Origin of the sequence: Bradyrhizobium sp. (assembly GCF_049581145.1) — a bacterium.
Classification (GTDB): Bacteria; Pseudomonadota; Alphaproteobacteria; order Rhizobiales; family Xanthobacteraceae; genus Bradyrhizobium.
The window spans coordinates 1-17,128 of record NZ_JBAURI010000243.1 but is presented as its reverse complement, the minus strand read 5'-3'; the positions used below and the strand labels follow the sequence as shown (position 1 = coordinate 17,128).

Here is a 17,128-nt window from a genome sequence, read left to right as displayed (position 1 = left end):
CGGCCTCGATGGTGGCGTTCAGCGCCAACAGGTTGGTCTGCTCGGCGATCGCGGTGATCAGCCTGACGACGTCGCCGATCTCCTGGGCCGCGCGCGACAATTCGCCGATCCGCCCGTCGGTTGCCCGCGCCTGGGCCACCGCCGATTCCGCGATCCGGTTGGACTCGCGCACCTGCCGGCCGATCTCCGTGATCGACGACGACAGTTCTTCGGTGGCAGATGCGACCGATTGAATATTGCCGGAGGCGTCCTCGGAGCTGCCCGCGACCTGGCTGGACAATTGCTCGGTGGTTTCGGCGGTCCGCGTCAGGGTGCCGGCGGCCTGCTCCAGGTGCACCGCGGAGGCCGAAACGTTGGAGACGATCGACCCCACCGCCGTCTCGAAATCATCTGCGAAGCGGATCAGTTCGGCGCGGCGCGCGGCGGACGCCGCCTTGTCCTGCGCATCGTGGGCGGCAGCATCGCGTTCGGCCCTGGCCACCGCCTGCAGCTTGAACTCCTCGACCGCGCTTGCCATCTCGCCGAGTTCGTCGTTTCGCCCGAGGCCCGGCAGCACGATTTCGAAATGGCCGCCGGCGAGCTCGCGCATCGCCTTGCACATCGCGATCATCGGCCGCGAGATACTGCGGCCCAGCAGCAACGCCAGCGCGCTGCCGAGCAGCAAGCCGCCAATCGCAAGCATCATGATCAGCCGCTCGGTCTCGCCGACAATCGTGTCGGAGTAGGCTTCGAGCCTCTGCTGATCGGCGACAAGGTCGGCCTTCATGGCGCTCGAGCCCTGGCCGATGGCGCCTGCCGCGCCGGACATTTCGGTAACGAGATCATCGATCAGCTTGGCGTTCTCGACGAGTTTTTCCAGCGCCTGCCGATATCCTGTGAGCAGCGCGCCGGCCTCCTTCAGACCGGCCACGACCTTCTCGTCGTCGGATGAGATCGCCAGAAGCGCATGTTCGACAAATTTCAGTCGCGCCAGCGCGCTGCTGGCGACCGCCTGGTCGAAATTGATGACGAAGGTATTGGCAATTGCGACGGTCGCCTGGAATTGCGTATTGACCTGCTTGACGCCGAGCTCGACCGCCGGCAGGTCCGCCTCGGCGGCGTTGCTGCCGACGTCGTCGAGCTTGTAGCGCAGCATGTTGGCGTTTTTCGTCAGGTCGTTCTGCGTCAATAGCGCGCTTTCGCGCTTGACCTTGATGATATCGGCGAAGGTTGCCGCGAAATTCTTGAACTCGGTGGCGAGGTGATTGAGCCCCTCGATCCGCGCCGGCTTGCGGGTGCCCTTGAGCGCGAGATCGATGGCCTCGCGCAGCCCTGCCTCCGCCGCCAGCGCCGCCTTGGCGTCTTCCTCCTTGCCGGTCACCACGTAATATTTCACCAGGAGGCGATAGGATATCAGCTCGCGATCGATATTGCGGGCGAGATCGGCTTCCGAGACGCTGTTGCGGTAGGCGGCGACCGCAGCCGAGACGCGCTCAAATCCGAGATAGGCGATGCCGAGGCTTGCGGCGGAGATCGCGAGCACGACGGCGAAACCGAGCACGACCTTGGCGCGAAATCGCAGCGTCGGAAGCTGGAAGAGCCGCGATTGCGGCGCAGCACGCCCTGACATTCCCACCCCGGATCTCCTGCTTATTTCTAAAAATCAGTAGGAGGCCGGCACGTCTGCCGTGCGGCCCCGCGCTCAAATCTAGGGCAGAATGGATAAGGGCCGGTAAATTTGAACGGATTTTACCAGGGGCGCGACATCGCCTGGGCTTTGCCACGCAAGTTGCGGCCGACGTGAGGCCTCATGGCGATCAGCACCTTGCGCCCAGGACGTCCCGTTTCAGCCGCGACACGACAATGGCTCCCGCGACGAAAATCCTAGTTGCAAACTCCCTGCCCCTGTCTCTAACTGCGGCAACCAAAATTCATCGGGGAGGTATCAGGCGTGTCTACAGTCAAATTGACGGTGAACGGCAAGGCGGTCTCGATCGAGGTCGAGGATCGCACGCTCCTGGTCCAGTTGTTGCGCGATCATCTCAACCTGACCGGGACCCATGTCGGCTGCGACACCAGCCAATGCGGCGCCTGCGTGGTCCATATCGACGGCCGCGCGGTCAAGTCCTGCACGGTGCTGGCAGGCCAGGCTGACGGCTCCAACGTGACGACCATCGAGGGCATCGCCAGGGGCGACGAACTGCACCCGATGCAGGCGGCGTTCCGCGACAATCATGGGCTCCAATGCGGCTACTGTACCCCCGGCATGATCATGTCGGCGATCGATATCGTGCAGCGCCACGGCGGGAAGCTCGACGAGGACACCGTCCGGCAAGAACTCGAAGGCAATATCTGCCGCTGCACCGGCTATCACAACATCGTCAAGTCGGTGCTTGATGCCGCGGGCCGCATGCGCGTCGCGCAAGCCGCGGAATAGCAGCCTTCAAGACACCGATCGCTGAAACTTATGGCACCGCCGCGTTCGATGGAACCGGCGGAAAACACACTCCGGCAGGGAGACCAAGGACATGGGCGTTGAAGGCATTGGCGCGAGCGTCGTGCGCAAGGAAGACAAGCGGTTCATCACCGGCAAGGGCCGTTACGTCGACGACATCAAGCTTCTGGGCATGACCCATGCCCATTTCATCCGCAGCCCGCATGCGCACGCCAAGGTCAAGAGCATCGACTCATCCGCCGCGCTGCAGATGCCCGGCGTGGTCGCGGTGCTGACCGGCCAACAGATCGTCGACGACAAGGTCGGCAATCTGATCTGCGGCTGGGCCATAACCTCGAAAGACGGTTCGCCGATGAGGATGGGCGCATGGCCGGCGATGGCGCCGGAAACGGTGCGCTTCGCTGGCCAGGCAGTCGCGGTGGTGATTGCCGAGACCAAGAATCTGGCGCGCGACGCGGCGGAAGCCGTGGTCGTCACCTATGAGGAACTGCCGGCAGTCCCCGACATTCGCGCCGCAATCGAGCCCGGCGCGCCGCAACTGCATCCGGAGGCGCCCGGCAACATCGTTTACGACTGGGCGCTCGGCGACGAAGCCGCGACCAATGCTGCGTTTGCGAAGGCCGCCAATGTCGTGACGATGGACCTGGTCAACAACCGCCTGGTGCCGAACGCGATGGAGCCGCGCTCGGCGGTCGCGGATTATGACGCGGCGGAAGAGCACTACACGCTCTACACCACCTCGCAGAATCCGCATGTCGCCCGACTCGTGCTGTCGGCATTCTACAACATTGCGCCCGAACACAAGCTGCGTGTGGTGGCGCCGGATGTCGGCGGCGGCTTCGGCTCCAAGATCTTCATCTATCCGGAAGAGATGGTGGCGCTGTGGGCCTCCAAGAAGGTCGGCCGTCCGGTGAAATGGACCGGCGACCGTTCGGAAGCCTTTTTGACCGACGCGCATGGCCGCGACCATCTCTCCAAGGCGGAGATGGCATTCGACAAGGACAACAGGATTTTGGCGCTCAGGGTGAAGACCCACGCCAATTTCGGCGCCTACATGTCGCTGTTCTCCTCGTCCGTGCCGACCTACCTCTACGTAACGCTGCTGTCGGGCCAATACATCATTCCGGCGATCTATGCCGAGGTGGTCGGCGTCTATACCAACACCACGCCGGTCGACGCCTATCGCGGCGCGGGGCGGCCCGAAGCGAGCTATCTGCTCGAGCGGATGCTGGAAACCGCGGCGCGGCAATTGAAGGTCGATCCGGCCGAGCTGCGGCGCAAGAACTTCATCACCGAGTTCCCGTACCAGACGCCCGTCATCATGGCCTATGACATCGGCGATTTTAACGCCTCGCTCGACAGCGCGATGAAGGCGATCGACTATGCCGGTTTTCCCGCACGCAAGGCCAAAGCCAAGCAGGCTGGCAAGCTGCGCGGCCTCGGCCTGTCCTGCTACATCGAGGCCTGCGGCATTGCCCCCTCGAAGGCGGTCGGCAGCCTGGGCGCCGGCGTCGGCCTGTGGGAATCCGCGGAAGTCCGCGTCAACCCGGTCGGCACCATCGAGATCCTGACCGGCTCGCACAGCCACGGCCAGGGCCATGAGACCACGTTCTGCCAGCTCGTTGCCGAACGCCTCGGCGTCTCGATCAACCAGGTCGCGATCGTGCACGGCGACACCGACAAGGTGCAGTTCGGCATGGGCACCTATGGCTCGCGCTCGGCCGCCGTCGGCCTGACCGCGATCCTGAAGGCCATGGAGAAGGTGGAAGCCAAGGCCAAGAAGATCGCGGCGCACGCGCTCGAAGCTTCGGAAGGCGACATCGTCATCGAGAATGGCGAGTTCAAGGTCGCCGGCACCGACAAGTCGATCGCGCTGCCGATGGTCGCGCTCGCGGCTTACACCGCGCACAATCTGCCCGACGGCATGGAGCCCGGCCTGAAGGAGAGCGCGTTCTACGATCCCACCAACTTCACCTTCCCGGCGGGCGCCTATATCTGCGAGCTCGAGGTCGATCCTTCGACCGGCAAGACCAGCTTCATCAATTTCGTCGCGGCCGATGATTTCGGCCGGCTGATCAACCCGATGATCGTCGAGGGCCAGGTCCATGGCGGGCTTGCCCAGGGCATCGGCCAGGCGCTTCTCGAAGGCGCCGTCCATGACGAGAACGGCCAGCTCATCACCGCATCGTTCATGGACTACGCCATGCCGCGCGCCGACGATCTGCCGTCGTTCAAGCTCAGCCACACCACGACGCTCTGCCCCGGCAATCCGCTCGGCGTCAAGGGCTGCGGCGAGGCCGGCGCGATCGGCGCCTCCGCTGCCGTGATCAATGCGATCACGGATGCGATCGGCAACAACAAGCTCGACATGCCGGCGACGCCCGACCGCGTCTGGCATGCGATCCACGGCAACGCCTAAAGGGAGACGACCCATGTATTCGACCACATATCATCGCCCGTCTTCCATCGACGAGGCTGCGGCGCTGTTCTCAAAGGGCACGGAAGCCAAATATCTCGCCGGCGGCCACACCCTGCTTCCGGTCATGAAGCAGCGGCTCGCCGCTCCCTCCGACGTGATCGATCTCGGCAGGATCAAGGACCTGGTCGGCATCGAAGCCTCAGCCGATACGCTGACGATCAAGGCCGCGACGCCCTATTACGACATCATGACGAGCGCGGATGTGAACAAGACGATCCCGGCGATCGCGCACCTGACCTCCATGCTCGGCGATCCCGCGGTACGTCATCGCGGCACGATCGGCGGTTCGATCGCCAATAACGATCCGGCCGCCGATTTCCCCGCGGCGCTGCTGGCGCTCGCGGCGACCGTCAAGACCAACAAGCGCGAGATCGCGGCGGACGATTTCTTCAAGGGCCTGTTCTCGACGGCGCTGGAAGACGGCGAGATCATCACTGCCGTCTCATTCCCGATTCCGGCCAAGGCGGGCTATGCCAAGATGCGGCATCCGGCCTCGCGCTTCGCCCTCACCGGGGTGTTCGTCGCCAAGGCCAAGTCGGGCGATGTCCGCGTCGCCGCCACCGGCGCCTCGCAGAGCGGCGTGATGCGCGTCGCTCCAATCGAAACCGCGCTGAGGGCGAACTGGTCGCCAGGCGCGCTCGACAGCGTGAAAATCTCCGACGCCGGGCTGATGAGCGACATCCACGGCTCATCGGATTACCGCGCCAATCTCGTCAAGGTGATGGCGCAGCGGGCAGTTGCCGACGCCGGCTGACAGCGGCTGAACGCAAGTGACCACGAGCGGCGCGCAGCGATGCGCGCCGTTGGCGTTTCGGGGCCTTTGTTCGACGCGGCTTGTTGACGCGAACCGGAACCACTTCGCTGGAAAACGGCTCGGTCGCCGCAAATGCAGCTTGCCACCTCCGGCGCCAGGCGGGACAATTCTGTCCGGAAACGCTCAAGGGAACAAAAACGTGCGCGATCAATCAACCTCGCAAGCCTCCGGTCCTCTGGCAGGCAGGCGCATCGTCGAATTCGCCGGTATCGGCCCTGGCCCGTTCGCCTGCATGATGCTGGCCGACATGGGCGCCGAGGTCGTGACGCTTGACCGGATCGGCGCGAAGAAGAACCTGAAGGCGGTCGCGGTGCGGGGCCGCAAGGTCGTCGAGCTCGACCTGAAAGACAAGGCCGCGATCGCGCAGGTGCTCGATCTCCTGGACAGCGCCGATGCGCTGATCGAAGGCTTTCGTCCCGGCGTGATGGAGCGGCTCGGGCTTGGGCCCGACGCGGTGATGGCACGCAACCCGAAGCTCGTCTATGGCCGCATGACGGGATGGGGCCAGGACGGGCCGCTGGCGCAAGCCGCCGGCCACGATATCAACTACATCTCAGTGACCGGCGCGCTGGCCGCGATCGGTCCCAAGGACAAGCCGGTGCCGCCGCTCAACCTGGTCGGCGATTTCGGCGGCGGCGCGCTCTATCTGGTGGTCGGCGTGCTCGCCGCGCTGCTGGAGGCGTCGAAATCCGGCAAAGGCCAGGTGGTCGATGCCGCGATGTGCGATGGCGCGGCCTCGCTGATGTCGATGTTCTTCGACATGGCGGCGATGGGCCGTTGGACCGAACAACGCGAGAGCAATTTCCTCGACGGCGGCGCGCATTTCTACGGCGTTTATGAATGCGGCTGCGGCAACTTCATCTCGATCGGGTCAATCGAGCCGCAGTTTTATGCGCTGCTGCGCCAGCATGCTGGACTGACCGACGCCGCCTTCGAGGCCCAGATGGATCGCAAGGCCTGGCCGGTGCTGAGGCAGAAGCTCACCGCGGTGTTCAAGAGCAAGACGCGCGCGGAGTGGTGCAAGATCATGGAGGGCACCGACATCTGTTTTGCGCCGATCCTGACCATGGCGGAAGCGCCGAAGCACCCGCACAACACCGCGCGTGGGATTTTCATCGAGCGCCACGGCGTCACCCAGCCCGCCCCCGCGCCACGCTTCTCGCGAACGCCGTCGGCGATCCGCGAAGCGGAGATGGCGGAGATCGGGGAGATCATGAGCGCGTGGAAGGCGGCGCGGTAATCTCGCCGCTCTCCCGTCATTCCGGGGCGCGCGTCGGCGCGAACCCGAAATCCAGAGATTGCCGGCGCGAGATTCCGGGACGAGGCCGGGGGACCCTACGCCGCGTCGTCGACCTTCAGCACGCCGCGTCGGATCTGGTCTTCCTCGATCGACTCGAACAGGGCCTTGAAATTGCCCTCGCCGAACCCGTCATCGCCCTTGCGCTGGATGAACTCGAAGAAGATCGGCCCGATTGCGTTGGCCGAGAAAATCTGCAGCAGCACCTTGGTGTGGCCGCCGTCGACCACGCCCTCGCCGTCGATCAGGATACCGTTTTCACGCAACCGCGCGAGGTCCTCGCCATGCCCGGGCAGCCGCACGTCGATCCGCTCGAAATAGGTTTTTGGCGGCGCCGGCATGAAGGGCAGGCCCGCCGCCCGCAGGCCCTCGACGGTGCGGTAGATATCCCGCGCGCCGCAGGCAACATGCTGGATGCCCTCGCCGCGATAGAGCTTGAGATATTCCTCGATCTGGCCGGACTCGCCGGCGTCCTCGTTGATCGGAATCCGGATCTTGCCGTCCGGGCTGGTCAGCGCGCGCGAGAACAGGCCGGACGCGCGGCCCTCGATATCGAAGAAGCGGATCTGGCGGAAATTGAACAGCTTCTCGTAGAAGCCCGCCCAGACGTCCATGCGGCCGCGATGCACGTTGTGGGTCAGGTGGTCGATATGGAACAGTCCGGCGCCCACCGGATTCGGATTGGGCTCGCCCAGCCAGTCGAACTCGGCGTCATAGGCCGAGCCCTTGGCGCCGTAGCGATCGACGAGATAAAGCAGGCTCCCGCCAATACCCTTGATCGCAGGCACATCGAGCGTCTTCGCCACCTGCCCAGCCTCGGCAGCCTCCGCGCCGAGCGACAGCGCGCGCTCGAACGCATGACCGGCGTCGACCACGCGGAACGCCATCGATGGCGCGCATGGCCCGTGCGCGCTGACGAAATCAAAACCATGACTGCCGGGCTGTTCGTTGACGAGGTAGTTGATGTCGCCCTGGCGGTACAAGGTGATCTTCTTGGTCCGGTGCCGCGCGACCGCGACATACCCCATCAGCTTGAACAGCGCATGCAGTTCTTCGGGCCTCGGATGGGCATATTCGACGAATTCGAATCCGTCGGTGCCCATCGGGTTGTCGGTAGTGATGGTCGCGGCTGGAGCGTCATGCGGAAATGGACCCATTGGCGGTTCTCCGTTGGAGTTCCGGCCAATAATCGCTCGCCAAAGCTGCAATTTGTATGCGAATAATTGACAATATCGCACCATGATGCACGTTCCGTGCGCGTATTAGGTCTTTCATGCATGATTTTGGTTGACGCCTTCGACCTCAGGATTCTCGGCGCACTGCAGGACGACGGCCGGCTCACCAACCAGCAGCTGGCCGAAATCGCCGGGCTGTCCGCCTCGCAATGCTCGCGGCGACGGATGCGGCTGGAGCAGGACAAGGTGATCGCCGGCTATCGCGCCGAGCTTGCCAGTGAGGCGCTCGGCTTCGGCGTCATCGTCTTCATCCACATCACGCTCGCCACCCATTCGCCGGACAACGCGAAGAAATTTCGCGCGCTGATCAATCGCGTCGACGATATCCAGGAGGCCTATGCGCTGACCGGCGATGCCGACTATGTGCTGAAGGCCGTGCTGCGCGACCTCAAGAGCCTCTCGGACATCGTCAACAACGTGCTGATGCCGCATCCGAGCGTGGCGCATGTCCGCTCGTCGATCGTGCTCGACCGGCTCAAGGAAAGCGCCAGGCTGCCGCTGAAGGTAGCGGCGCGCTGAAACAGTCTTTATCTCGAGTACGCCATTCGAGGCGTGAGCAAGGTGAGTGAGCCCGGAATTGCGACACACCGGGTTTTCGCATGACTGAATCAGAGGGAAATTCGCCGTTCTGATAACCATCCGATCTGCGATGATGCAGGCCATTCCGACGGTCCAACCCACACGAGACAGCCATGGCGCTGCAGCTTCGACCGAACTGCGAATATTGCGACAAGGACCTGCCGCCGAACGCGCAGGACGCCCGGATCTGCTCGTACGAGTGCACGTTCTGCGCCGAATGCGTCGAGACCAGGCTTTTCAACGTCTGCCCAAACTGCGGCGGCGGTTTCGCGCCGCGACCGATCCGGCCTGCGCGGGAATGGCGGCCCGGCGCCTGCGTCGTGAAGCAGCCCGCGTCGGAGAAGCGCGTGCATCTGAAATATGGCGTAGACGACATCGCTGCGCATGCGGCTCGGATTCGGAATATTCCGCCTGCGGAGCGCTGATGGCCCCAAATCCGTCATTCCGGAGCGATGCCACCGGCAGAAACTATTCCGCCGGCACAATCGTCCCCTCGACCTCGCCAAAGCCGACGCGGTAGCCGTCGCCCTGGCACCAGCCGCGCATGATGAGGGAGTCGCCATCCTCCAGGAAGGTGCGCGTGATGCCGCCGGGCAATTGCCGGGGCTCGCTGCCGTTCCAGCTGATTTCGAGCAGGCTGCCGCGCTGGCTCTTCTCGGGACCGGAAATGGTGCCGCTCCCCAGGAGATCGCCGACATTCATGGCGCAGCCGGAGGAAGCGTGATGCATCAGTTGCTGCACCGACGACCAGTACATGTATTTGAAGTTGGTGCGGCAGATCGGCTGCGGCGCGGCCATCGAGGGCGCGCGCAAGGCGACCTCGAGCGCCATGTCGTAATTGTTCGGCTGCGCCTGCCGCAGGTAGGGCAACGGCGTCGGGTTCTGCTCGGGGCCCGCAAGCCGGAACGGCTCCAGCGCCTCGCGGGTGACAATCCATGGGCTGATCGAGGTCGCGAACGCCTTGGCCTGGAACGGACCGAGCGGCACATATTCCCATTGCTGGATGTCGCGCGCGCTCCAGTCGTTGAGCAGCACGAAGCCGAAGATCATGGCTTCGGCCTGGGCTTCGCTCAGCATCTCGCCCATCGCCGAGGGCTGGCCGACCACGACGCCCATTTCGAGCTCGAAATCGAGCCGCTTGCAGGGCCCGAAGCCCGGCGTATCGGCATTCGGCGGCTTCAGCTGCCCGCGCGGACGGCGCACCCTGGTGCCGGAGACCACGACGGTGGAGGCACGCCCATTGTAGCCGATCGGCATGTGCAGCCAGTTCGGCTGCAACGCGTTGTCCTTGCCGCGAAACATCACGCCGACATTGGTGGCGTGCTCCTTCGACGAATAGAAATCGGTATAGCCGGACACCGTGATCGGCAGATGCAGTTTCACTTTCGTCATCGGCACCAGCACGCGCTCGCGCAGGCTTTCGTTGTCACGCAGTTCGGGATTGTCGTGGCGCAACAGCTCGCTGATCCGCGCCCGGGTCTTCGCCCAGACTTTCGGGCCGACCGCCATGAAGGGATTGAGCGAGGAGGCGGCAAACACGCCGGCATTGCCGACGTCGATCCGGCAATCCTGCTCGAGCTGCCAGAGATCAAGCACAAAATCGCCGATCGCGACGCCGACCCGCGGCGCAAGGCCATCATTGGTCGAGAACACGCCATAGGGCAGGTTCTGGATCGGGAAATCCGAGGCGGGATCGACCTCGATGAAAGAGCGGAGCGTGGGGTTGTTGGGGTGGGGCAAGGGAGTCTCCCATCAGAAGCCCGTCATGCCTGGCTTGACCCGGGCATCGATCCTTTGAACGATGGGATCGCCGGGTCAAGCCCGGCGATGACGGTGTGAGCATCACGGCCTGTTCGGATCGAACCGTTTCTCCAGCCCCGTCCAGCAATCCGCATAATCGTCCTGCAGCGTCGCAGCGTTGGCGGCATGCGCGGTGACGTGCTGGGGGAAGCGCGTCTCGAACATGAAGGCCATCGTGCCCGTCAGCTTGACCGGCTTCAGATCGCCGTTGGAAGCATGTTCGAACGCGTCGCGATCGGGGCCGTGCGGCAGCATGCAGTTGTGCAGGCTCATGCCCCCGGGGACAAAGCCTTTCGGCTTGGCGTCATAGACGCCATAGATCAGCCCCATGAACTCCGACATGATGTTCATGTGATACCAGGGCGGCCGGAAGGTGTTTTCCGCGACCATCCAGCGCTCGGGGAAGATCACGAAATCGATGTTCGCGGTGCCGGCCGTTTCCGACGGCGCGGTCAACACCGTAAAGATCGAGGGATCAGGATGGTCGAACCCGATGGAGCCGACCGGCGAGAAGCTGCGCAGATCGTATTTGTAGGGCGCATAATTGCCGTGCCAGGCCACCACATCGATCGGCGAATGCGGAAGGTCGGTCCGGAACAGCGCACCGCCCCATTTCACGAACAGTTCACTCGGCGTGTCCTTGTCCTCATAGGCCGCCACGGGCGTCAGGAAATCGCGCGCGTTGGCGAGGCAGTTGGCGCCGATCGGGCCGCGCTCCGGCAACGTGAAGGCGCCGCCGTAATTCTCGCAAAGATAGCCGCGCGCCGGGCCGGCTGGGATTTCAACACGGAATTTCACGCCGCGCGGAATCACCGCAATCTCGCCAGGCTCAATGTCGATCCGGCCGAACTCGGTGATGAAGCGCAGATTGCCCTGCTGCGCCACAAACATCATCTCGCCGTCAGCATTGTAGAAATGCTGGTCGACCATCGACTTCGTGATGAGAAGCACATGCGCGGCCATGCCGGCTTGCGTGTTGACATCGCCTGCCGTCGTCATGGTCTGCACGCCCTGCAGGAAGGTGATCTCGCCCTGCGGGATCGGCGTCGGGTCCCAGCGCAACTGGGCGATCGGCAAATCATGTTCATGGCATGGCGCGCTGCGCCACAGCCCGGCATCGACCTTGGCGAAGCGGCCGGAATGTTTCACCGACGGGCGGATCCGGTACAGCCATGAGCGTTCGTTACTGCCGCGCGGCGCGGTGAATGGCGAGCCGGAGAGCTGTTCGGCGTAAAGCCCGTAGGCGCAGCGCTGCGGCGAGTTGCGCCCGATCGGCAGTGCGCCGGGCAGGCATTGCGTCTCAAAGCTGTTGCGGAACCCGGACATGTAGCCCGGCGTGACGTGCAGCGAACTCTGGGTGATCCTGTCGGGCGCGGTATTGATGTTCATGTCATCCTCCTTGCAGGGCAGCCCACATCTCGCGGTCGCGCTCGGCGGTCCAGATCACGGGATCGTCAATGCCTGATGCTTCGTCGAAGGCGCGCGACACGTTGAACGGCAGGCAATGCTCGTAGATCGCAAAGCTCGAAAATTTCGGGTCCATCACCTCGCGCGCCGCGGCCATCGTCTCCTTCAAGTTGCGGCCCTTGGCCACCGCGGATTCGGCCGCGCCATAAAGCGTGGTGACGAAATCGCGCGTCATCGCGATCGCGTCGCGCCCGGTGGCTGCGCCCTGCAGCGCGTCGCCGCGGCCGGGCGCGATCGCCTTGGGATTGAAGGCACGGATTTCGTTCAGCGTCGCCGGCCATTCGCGCAGAAGCGCGTCGCCGCAATAGCAGGCTGAATGGTACTCAATCAGGTCGCCGGAAAACATCACCTCGGCATCCGGCACCCAGGCGACGATGTCGCCGGAGGTGTGGCCTGCACCCAACTGCATCAGCTGCACCTCGCGCTTGCCGAGATAGACCGACATGCCGCCTTCGAAGGTCAGCGATGGCCAGGTCAGGCCTGGAATGCTCTCGGCATCCTGGAACAGCCGCGGAAAGCGGCCATATTCGGAATCCCAATCCTGCTGGCCGCGCTCGGCGATTAGCCGATAGGTTTCCTGCGCAGCGATGATGCCTTGCGCCTTGTAGGCCGACGCCCCCAGCACGCGTACCGCATGGTAGTGCGACAGCACGACATATTTGATCGGCTTGTCGGTGACGGTGCGCACCCGCTCGATCACCTTGTTCGCCATCGCCGGCGTCGCCTGCGCGTCGAACACCAGGCAGCCGTCGTCGCCGACGATGACGGCGGAGTTGGGATCGCCCTCCGCGGTGAAGGCGTAGAGATCGGGGCCAATCTCGGAAAAGGTAACCTTCTTCTCCGACAGATCCGTGGTGGATGCGAAACCCTTCACCATCAATTAATTCCTTTTGCGTTCATCATTGTTGCTGTTGCTGCTGCTGCTGGCTGACGTCGATCATGCGGCGTTTGGCGAGCGTAATCGCCTCGCGCAACACCTCAATGTCGCCGATATGGTTGGCCAGGATCAGAACCAGCGCCGCGTCGAAATCGGCGCTCTGCTCCTCGCTCAGGCCGCGATGCGCCTCCACGATGGCGCGGAAGGCATCGTCGGGCGTCGGAAAATTGGAGCTGGTCGAAAGCACCATGACAACACCTCAGTTCAGCGCGCACGCGCGCGCCAGCGCGGCGTCCAGCGCCGCGCGGGTCGGATGCCGGAACCGCCCCGCGACATAGCCGTCCGGACGCAGCAGATAGACCGTTCCAGGCTGGGCATCATAGCGCGCGCAGGCGAGCCCTTCCGCATCGACCAGGCCACCCTCGCCGCCGATCCGGATCATGCCGACGCCCTCGGGCACATCCACTATGCTGCCGTTGCCGAACGCCAGCAGCGCGAAACGCTTGCCCTGCCTGATGAAGGCATCGGTCAAGTAGCCAGCGTCGCCAGAGATAGACGCGACCGGCGCATCCGGCATAGACGTGCCCGGCCGCGGGCCCGCGTGCCAACAATCTGCATCGGCATCGGCGGTCGACAATGACGAAACATAGACCGTAGGCACCGAGAGCCGGCCGCCATTGACCATGCGCTTGCCGAATTCGGTCTCCCGGGCCAACGAGAGCGCGGCTTTGCGCAGCCGCGCCTCCTGGCGCGTCACCGGCGCCATGAAATCGGTCGAGCGGGTGGATTCGCGGATGTTCTCGTCGGCTGCGGCGCTGCGCTCGGCGCAATAGCTTTCGAGCAGGCGATCCGGCGATTGCCGGCGCAGCACGCGGTCAAGCTTCCAGGCGAGATTTTCGGCATCCTCCAGGCCGGAATTGGCGCCGCGGGCGCCGAACGGCGAGACCTGGTGCGCGGAATCGCCGGCAAAAATCACCCGGCCATGACGGAACCTGTCCATCCGGCGGCACTGGAATTTGTACAGCGAGATCCATTCGAAATCGAACTGGTCGTGACCGAGCATGCGGGCGATGCGCGGCCGCACATTTTCCGGCCGCTTTTCAACCGCTGGGTCGGCCTCCGGGTGAAGCTGCAGATCGATCCGCCAGACGTCGTCGGGCTGCTTGTGCAACAGCGCCGAGCGTCCGGCATGAAACGGCGGATCGAACCAGAACCAGCGCTCGGTCGGAAACGCCGCCGCCATCCTGACGTCGGCGATCAGAAACTGGTCCTCGAATACCTGGCCCGAAAACGCCGCGCCCACCATCTCCCGCAGCGATGAGCGCGCCCCGTCGCAGGCGATCACATACTGCGCCCGCATCCGGTAGGGACCCTCGGGCGTCTGGATGGTCAACGCGACGCCGTCATTGCGCTGCTGCAGGCCGACCACCTTGTTGCACCAGCGCAGGTCGATCGCGGGCAATTGCCCGACCCGATCGACCAGATAAGCCTCGGCATAAAATTGCTGCAGGTTGATGAAAGCCGGCCGCTTGTGACCCTGTTCCGGCAACAGGTTGAACTGGTAGAGTTGCTGTTCGCCGTGAAAAATCCTGCCGACGCTCCAGACCACACCCTTCTCGACCATGCGCTGGCCGACCCCGAGCCGGTCCCAATATTCCAGCGAGCGCTTGGAGAAACAGATCGCGCGCGAGCCCTCGCCGATCCGGTCGGCGTCGTCGAGCAGCACCACGGCCTGCCCGCGCTGCGCCAGATCGATCGCAAGCGAAAGTCCGACCGGGCCCGCGCCAACCACGACAACCGGGTGCTCGGGGATGCCGCCGTCATCCAAGTCCTGGTGAGAGCCCTGGTGAGAGCCCTGGTGAGAGCCCTGGTGAGAGTCCTGGTCGGCGTGGCGGCGATAGCCGAACCGGGTCTTGGCGGCGTCCTTTGCCTGGCTATCGGCGGCCTGCGCCATAGGCTTCCAACCTTGGTCCAGTCTGGGGCGACGCGATCTTGCCAAATAGTCGCATTTGCAACTATCTTAAACCGACACATTCCTGCGTCAACTCAAATTGGAGCGATTTTGCCCAAGCTCGATCTTTTCAGATTTGTGCCGTTCCGCCTCAACCGGCTCGCAGCCGAAGTCAGTCTGGCGCTGTCGAGCGAGTATCAGGCGCGCTACGGCCTCGATATCCCGGAATGGCGCGTGCTTGCGACGCTGGGTTTCGGCAAGGACGCCTGCAGTGCACAATACATCTCGCATTGCACGCGGACCCACAAATCGACCATCAGCCGCGCCGTCACCGCGCTGATGAAGCGGCGGCTGGTCGAGCGAGTCGAAAACCAGGACGATCGCCGCGAGTTCAGGCTGCGGCTGACGCGGAAGGGCAAAACGCTCTACGAAGAGCTGATTCCGCGCCTGCTGCGCAAGGAAAAGGGGATCCTGGCGTGCCTCTCCGCCAGGGAGCAGCAGGATTTTGCACGATTGCTCGGCAAGATCGAGCAGAGCCTCGATCTGGTGCAGACCGGCCAGGAGGCGGCCGCGAAGGAAGGGTATTGAAAGGGCCCGTCATTCATGAGATTGCGCCGTCATTCCGGTTCGATGCGCAGCATCGAACCGGGAATCTCGAGCTTTGGGTCTCGCGGAGCTCGTCATCGGGGCGGGCCTCCCGCGAACCCGTTGGCGCCCCGGAATGACGTCCGGAATGACGGGGGATCACGACCGCGCGCACATCATCGTTCTTTCGCAAATGAACGTGATGGCATCTTGTGGAGCGCGAATGCATCGACCTTGTCGCTGGCGCGCGGATAGATTTCGGCGACGATCGGATCATGTCCCGGGATGAAGCGGTCGGGATCACCGGCGAGACGCTCGACGGTTTCCCAGCCCTGCGCCATGTCGCCGATGTTGTAGACGATCGGGAACGGGCTCCGGCGCTGCAGATTGGCGTAATAATGCGCGGCGTCCGAGGCCAGCACCACGGGTCCGCGCGCCGTCTCGACCCGCACCACCTGCAAGCCGTCGGAGTGGCCGCCGACCCGGTGCAACGTCACGCCAGGCGCAACCTCGCCGTCGCCGGAATGGAAGGTGACGCGCTCGCCATAGACGTGGCGGACCATCAGCGTGACGTGCTCGACCGAAAATGGATGACGCAGCATGCCGTTGCACATGCAGCGGCCGGTCGCATAACTCATCTCTCGTTCCTGCAGATGGAACTTCGCATTCGGAAAGCGATCGAGATTGCCGGCATGGTCATAGTGCAGGTGGGTGACGACGACATCCCAGATGTCCTCGGCCTTGACGCCGAAGGCGGCCAGCGCCTCCACCGGATTGAGCGTGAGCTTGCGGCCGCGCAGCTGCGCTTCCTCCGCGTTGAAACCGGTATCGACCAGAATGTCGCGGCCATAGCCGCGGATCAGCCAGACGAAATAATCCAGATCCTGCGCCGTGGTGTCATGCGGATCGGGCGCCAGAAAATTCAAGTGAGGGGTGCGCGGCGACATCGTCGCATAGCGGAGGGCGTAGATTTCGTAGGCGTTTCCCATGGTGTTCACCGTCTTGGCTTTCACTTTTCTTGATTGAGGGGCGTCGCCCGCAGCAAGCCATTGTTGCCGCCAAACGTCAAATCGGTATGCGGTGATACCGTCATGACGCAGCCCGCATCGCCGCACGCTCCAGTTGCCTGTTTCAAGCCACATAACAGCGGGATCTCGACCTTTCGCCGGAACCAAACCGGAGCCATACCATTCCTTGAGAGAGCACGGGCCCCCAGTTTGATAATGCAGAATGCGTAGAGTATTGTCGCCGCGGCGCGAACTGGGATCGGCGCCTTTTTAGTGGACCGCCTTTATCGGACCGCCTTGGGCCCTGGTATGACAATTCGACTCATCTTGCTTCTCGCATTGCTTTTCGCGGCTGCTTCGACCGGCTCCTCGTCGGCCGCGGCCGATCGCTACGCCCTTGTCATCGGCAACGCGAAATATCCGGACGCCGATGCACCGCTGAAGGAGCCGGTCAACGACGCCCAGGACGTCGCCGATGAACTCAAGCGCGATGGCTTCGCCGTCGATATGGGCGTGAACCTGACCGGCGACGCCATGCGCCACGCATTCGACAAGCTCTATAACAAGATCAAGCCGGGTTCGGTGGCGCTGATTTTCTATAGC

The 17,128-nt window shown here is 63.8% G+C and carries 16 protein-coding genes; 8 read left to right on the top strand and 8 right to left on the bottom strand.

The genetic code is table 11. The annotated features are described in order from the left end of the window. A partial coding sequence (locus WCB02_RS08150; protein WP_423957378.1) for a methyl-accepting chemotaxis protein occupies positions 1-1,609 on the bottom strand: 1,609 nt, incomplete at its 3' end. Positions 1,610-1,930: 321 nt separating this feature from the next. Between WCB02_RS08150 and WCB02_RS08145 the strand changes: the two genes are divergently transcribed. The 4 genes from WCB02_RS08145 to WCB02_RS08130 all read left to right on the top strand — a co-directional run bounded on the left by WCB02_RS08145 (position 1,931) and on the right by WCB02_RS08130 (position 6,967). Continuing rightward, positions 1,931-2,416, top strand: a complete 486-nt coding sequence (locus WCB02_RS08145) for a (2Fe-2S)-binding protein (protein ID WP_423957376.1) — start codon at positions 1,931-1,933, stop codon at positions 2,414-2,416. A gap of 91 nt (positions 2,417-2,507) precedes the next feature. Beyond that, positions 2,508-4,853, top strand: a complete 2,346-nt coding sequence (locus WCB02_RS08140; RefSeq protein ID WP_423957375.1) for a xanthine dehydrogenase family protein molybdopterin-binding subunit — start codon at positions 2,508-2,510, stop codon at positions 4,851-4,853. Positions 4,854-4,866: 13 nt separating this feature from the next. Continuing rightward, positions 4,867-5,667, top strand: coding sequence for an FAD binding domain-containing protein (locus WCB02_RS08135; protein WP_423957373.1), 801 nt, complete (start codon positions 4,867-4,869; stop codon positions 5,665-5,667). Positions 5,668-5,866: 199 nt separating this feature from the next. Then, entirely contained in the window at positions 5,867-6,967 is a 1,101-nt protein-coding gene (locus WCB02_RS08130) for a CaiB/BaiF CoA transferase family protein (RefSeq protein WP_423957372.1), read from the top strand. Between the two features lie 95 nt (positions 6,968-7,062). Here WCB02_RS08130 and hppD read toward each other — a convergent pair whose 3' ends face one another. Further along, positions 7,063-8,181 carry a 4-hydroxyphenylpyruvate dioxygenase gene (hppD, locus tag WCB02_RS08125; protein WP_423957370.1) on the bottom strand — a complete coding sequence of 373 codons (1,119 nt, stop codon included), beginning with the start codon at positions 8,179-8,181 and terminating at the stop codon, positions 7,063-7,065. 120 nt (positions 8,182-8,301) lie between these two features. On the opposite strand from hppD, the gene WCB02_RS08120 reads away from it, so the two are divergent. Then, a complete protein-coding gene (locus WCB02_RS08120; protein WP_423957369.1) occupies positions 8,302-8,778 on the top strand; it encodes an Lrp/AsnC family transcriptional regulator in 477 nt (158 codons plus the stop codon). Between the two features lie 173 nt (positions 8,779-8,951). Further along, positions 8,952-9,263 (top strand): DUF1272 domain-containing protein, encoded by a 312-nt coding sequence (locus tag WCB02_RS08115; RefSeq protein WP_423957367.1) that lies wholly within the window; start codon positions 8,952-8,954, stop codon positions 9,261-9,263. 43 nt (positions 9,264-9,306) lie between these two features. On the opposite strand, the gene fahA is transcribed toward WCB02_RS08115, so the two are convergent. The 5 genes from fahA to WCB02_RS08090 all read right to left on the bottom strand — a co-directional run bounded on the left by fahA (position 9,307) and on the right by WCB02_RS08090 (position 14,936). Then, a complete protein-coding gene (fahA, locus tag WCB02_RS08110; RefSeq protein WP_423957365.1) occupies positions 9,307-10,578 on the bottom strand; it encodes a fumarylacetoacetase in 1,272 nt (423 codons plus the stop codon). 102 nt (positions 10,579-10,680) lie between these two features. After that, on the bottom strand, positions 10,681-12,027 hold the full coding sequence (hmgA, locus tag WCB02_RS08105; protein ID WP_423957364.1) for a homogentisate 1,2-dioxygenase: 1,347 nt from the start codon (positions 12,025-12,027) through the stop codon (positions 10,681-10,683). A 1-nt stretch (position 12,028) separates the two neighbouring features. Next, positions 12,029-12,982, bottom strand: a complete 954-nt coding sequence (locus WCB02_RS08100) for an MBL fold metallo-hydrolase (protein WP_423957363.1) — start codon at positions 12,980-12,982, stop codon at positions 12,029-12,031. A 22-nt stretch (positions 12,983-13,004) separates the two neighbouring features. Further along, on the bottom strand, positions 13,005-13,232 hold the full coding sequence (locus tag WCB02_RS08095; protein WP_423957361.1) for a DUF2783 domain-containing protein: 228 nt from the start codon (positions 13,230-13,232) through the stop codon (positions 13,005-13,007). Between the two features lie 9 nt (positions 13,233-13,241). Next, positions 13,242-14,936 (bottom strand): FAD-dependent oxidoreductase, encoded by a 1,695-nt coding sequence (locus WCB02_RS08090; RefSeq protein ID WP_423957358.1) that lies wholly within the window; start codon positions 14,934-14,936, stop codon positions 13,242-13,244. A 108-nt stretch (positions 14,937-15,044) separates the two neighbouring features. On the opposite strand from WCB02_RS08090, the gene WCB02_RS08085 reads away from it, so the two are divergent. Continuing rightward, complete coding sequence (locus WCB02_RS08085) at positions 15,045-15,521, top strand: MarR family winged helix-turn-helix transcriptional regulator (protein ID WP_423957357.1); 477 nt, start codon at positions 15,045-15,047, stop codon at positions 15,519-15,521. Positions 15,522-15,694: 173 nt separating this feature from the next. On the opposite strand, the gene WCB02_RS08080 is transcribed toward WCB02_RS08085, so the two are convergent. Then, positions 15,695-16,507 carry an N-acyl homoserine lactonase family protein gene (locus WCB02_RS08080; protein WP_423957379.1) on the bottom strand — a complete coding sequence of 271 codons (813 nt, stop codon included), beginning with the start codon at positions 16,505-16,507 and terminating at the stop codon, positions 15,695-15,697. Positions 16,508-16,834: 327 nt separating this feature from the next. Here WCB02_RS08080 and WCB02_RS08075 point away from each other — a divergent pair. Then, the coding region (locus tag WCB02_RS08075) for a caspase family protein (protein ID WP_423957355.1) at positions 16,835-17,128 on the top strand (294 nt) is incomplete at its 3' end.

What these genes read in the sequence shown, in the direction of transcription:
- hmgA (WP_423957364.1), bottom strand. Translation starts at nt 12,027, where the DNA reads ATGAACATCAATACCGCGCCCGACAGGATCACCCAGAGTTCGCTGCAC.
- WCB02_RS08095 (WP_423957361.1), bottom strand. Translation starts at nt 13,232, where the DNA reads ATGGTGCTTTCGACCAGCTCCAATTTTCCGACGCCCGACGATGCCTTC.
- WCB02_RS08120 (WP_423957369.1), top strand. Translation starts at nt 8,302, where the DNA reads ATGATTTTGGTTGACGCCTTCGACCTCAGGATTCTCGGCGCACTGCAG.
- hppD (WP_423957370.1), bottom strand. Translation starts at nt 8,181, where the DNA reads ATGGGTCCATTTCCGCATGACGCTCCAGCCGCGACCATCACTACCGAC.
- WCB02_RS08080 (WP_423957379.1), bottom strand. Translation starts at nt 16,507, where the DNA reads ATGGGAAACGCCTACGAAATCTACGCCCTCCGCTATGCGACGATGTCG.
- WCB02_RS08140 (WP_423957375.1), top strand. Translation starts at nt 2,508, where the DNA reads ATGGGCGTTGAAGGCATTGGCGCGAGCGTCGTGCGCAAGGAAGACAAG.
- WCB02_RS08100 (WP_423957363.1), bottom strand. Translation starts at nt 12,982, where the DNA reads ATGGTGAAGGGTTTCGCATCCACCACGGATCTGTCGGAGAAGAAGGTT.
- WCB02_RS08135 (WP_423957373.1), top strand. Translation starts at nt 4,867, where the DNA reads ATGTATTCGACCACATATCATCGCCCGTCTTCCATCGACGAGGCTGCG.
- WCB02_RS08090 (WP_423957358.1), bottom strand. Translation starts at nt 14,936, where the DNA reads ATGGCGCAGGCCGCCGATAGCCAGGCAAAGGACGCCGCCAAGACCCGG.
- WCB02_RS08115 (WP_423957367.1), top strand. Translation starts at nt 8,952, where the DNA reads ATGGCGCTGCAGCTTCGACCGAACTGCGAATATTGCGACAAGGACCTG.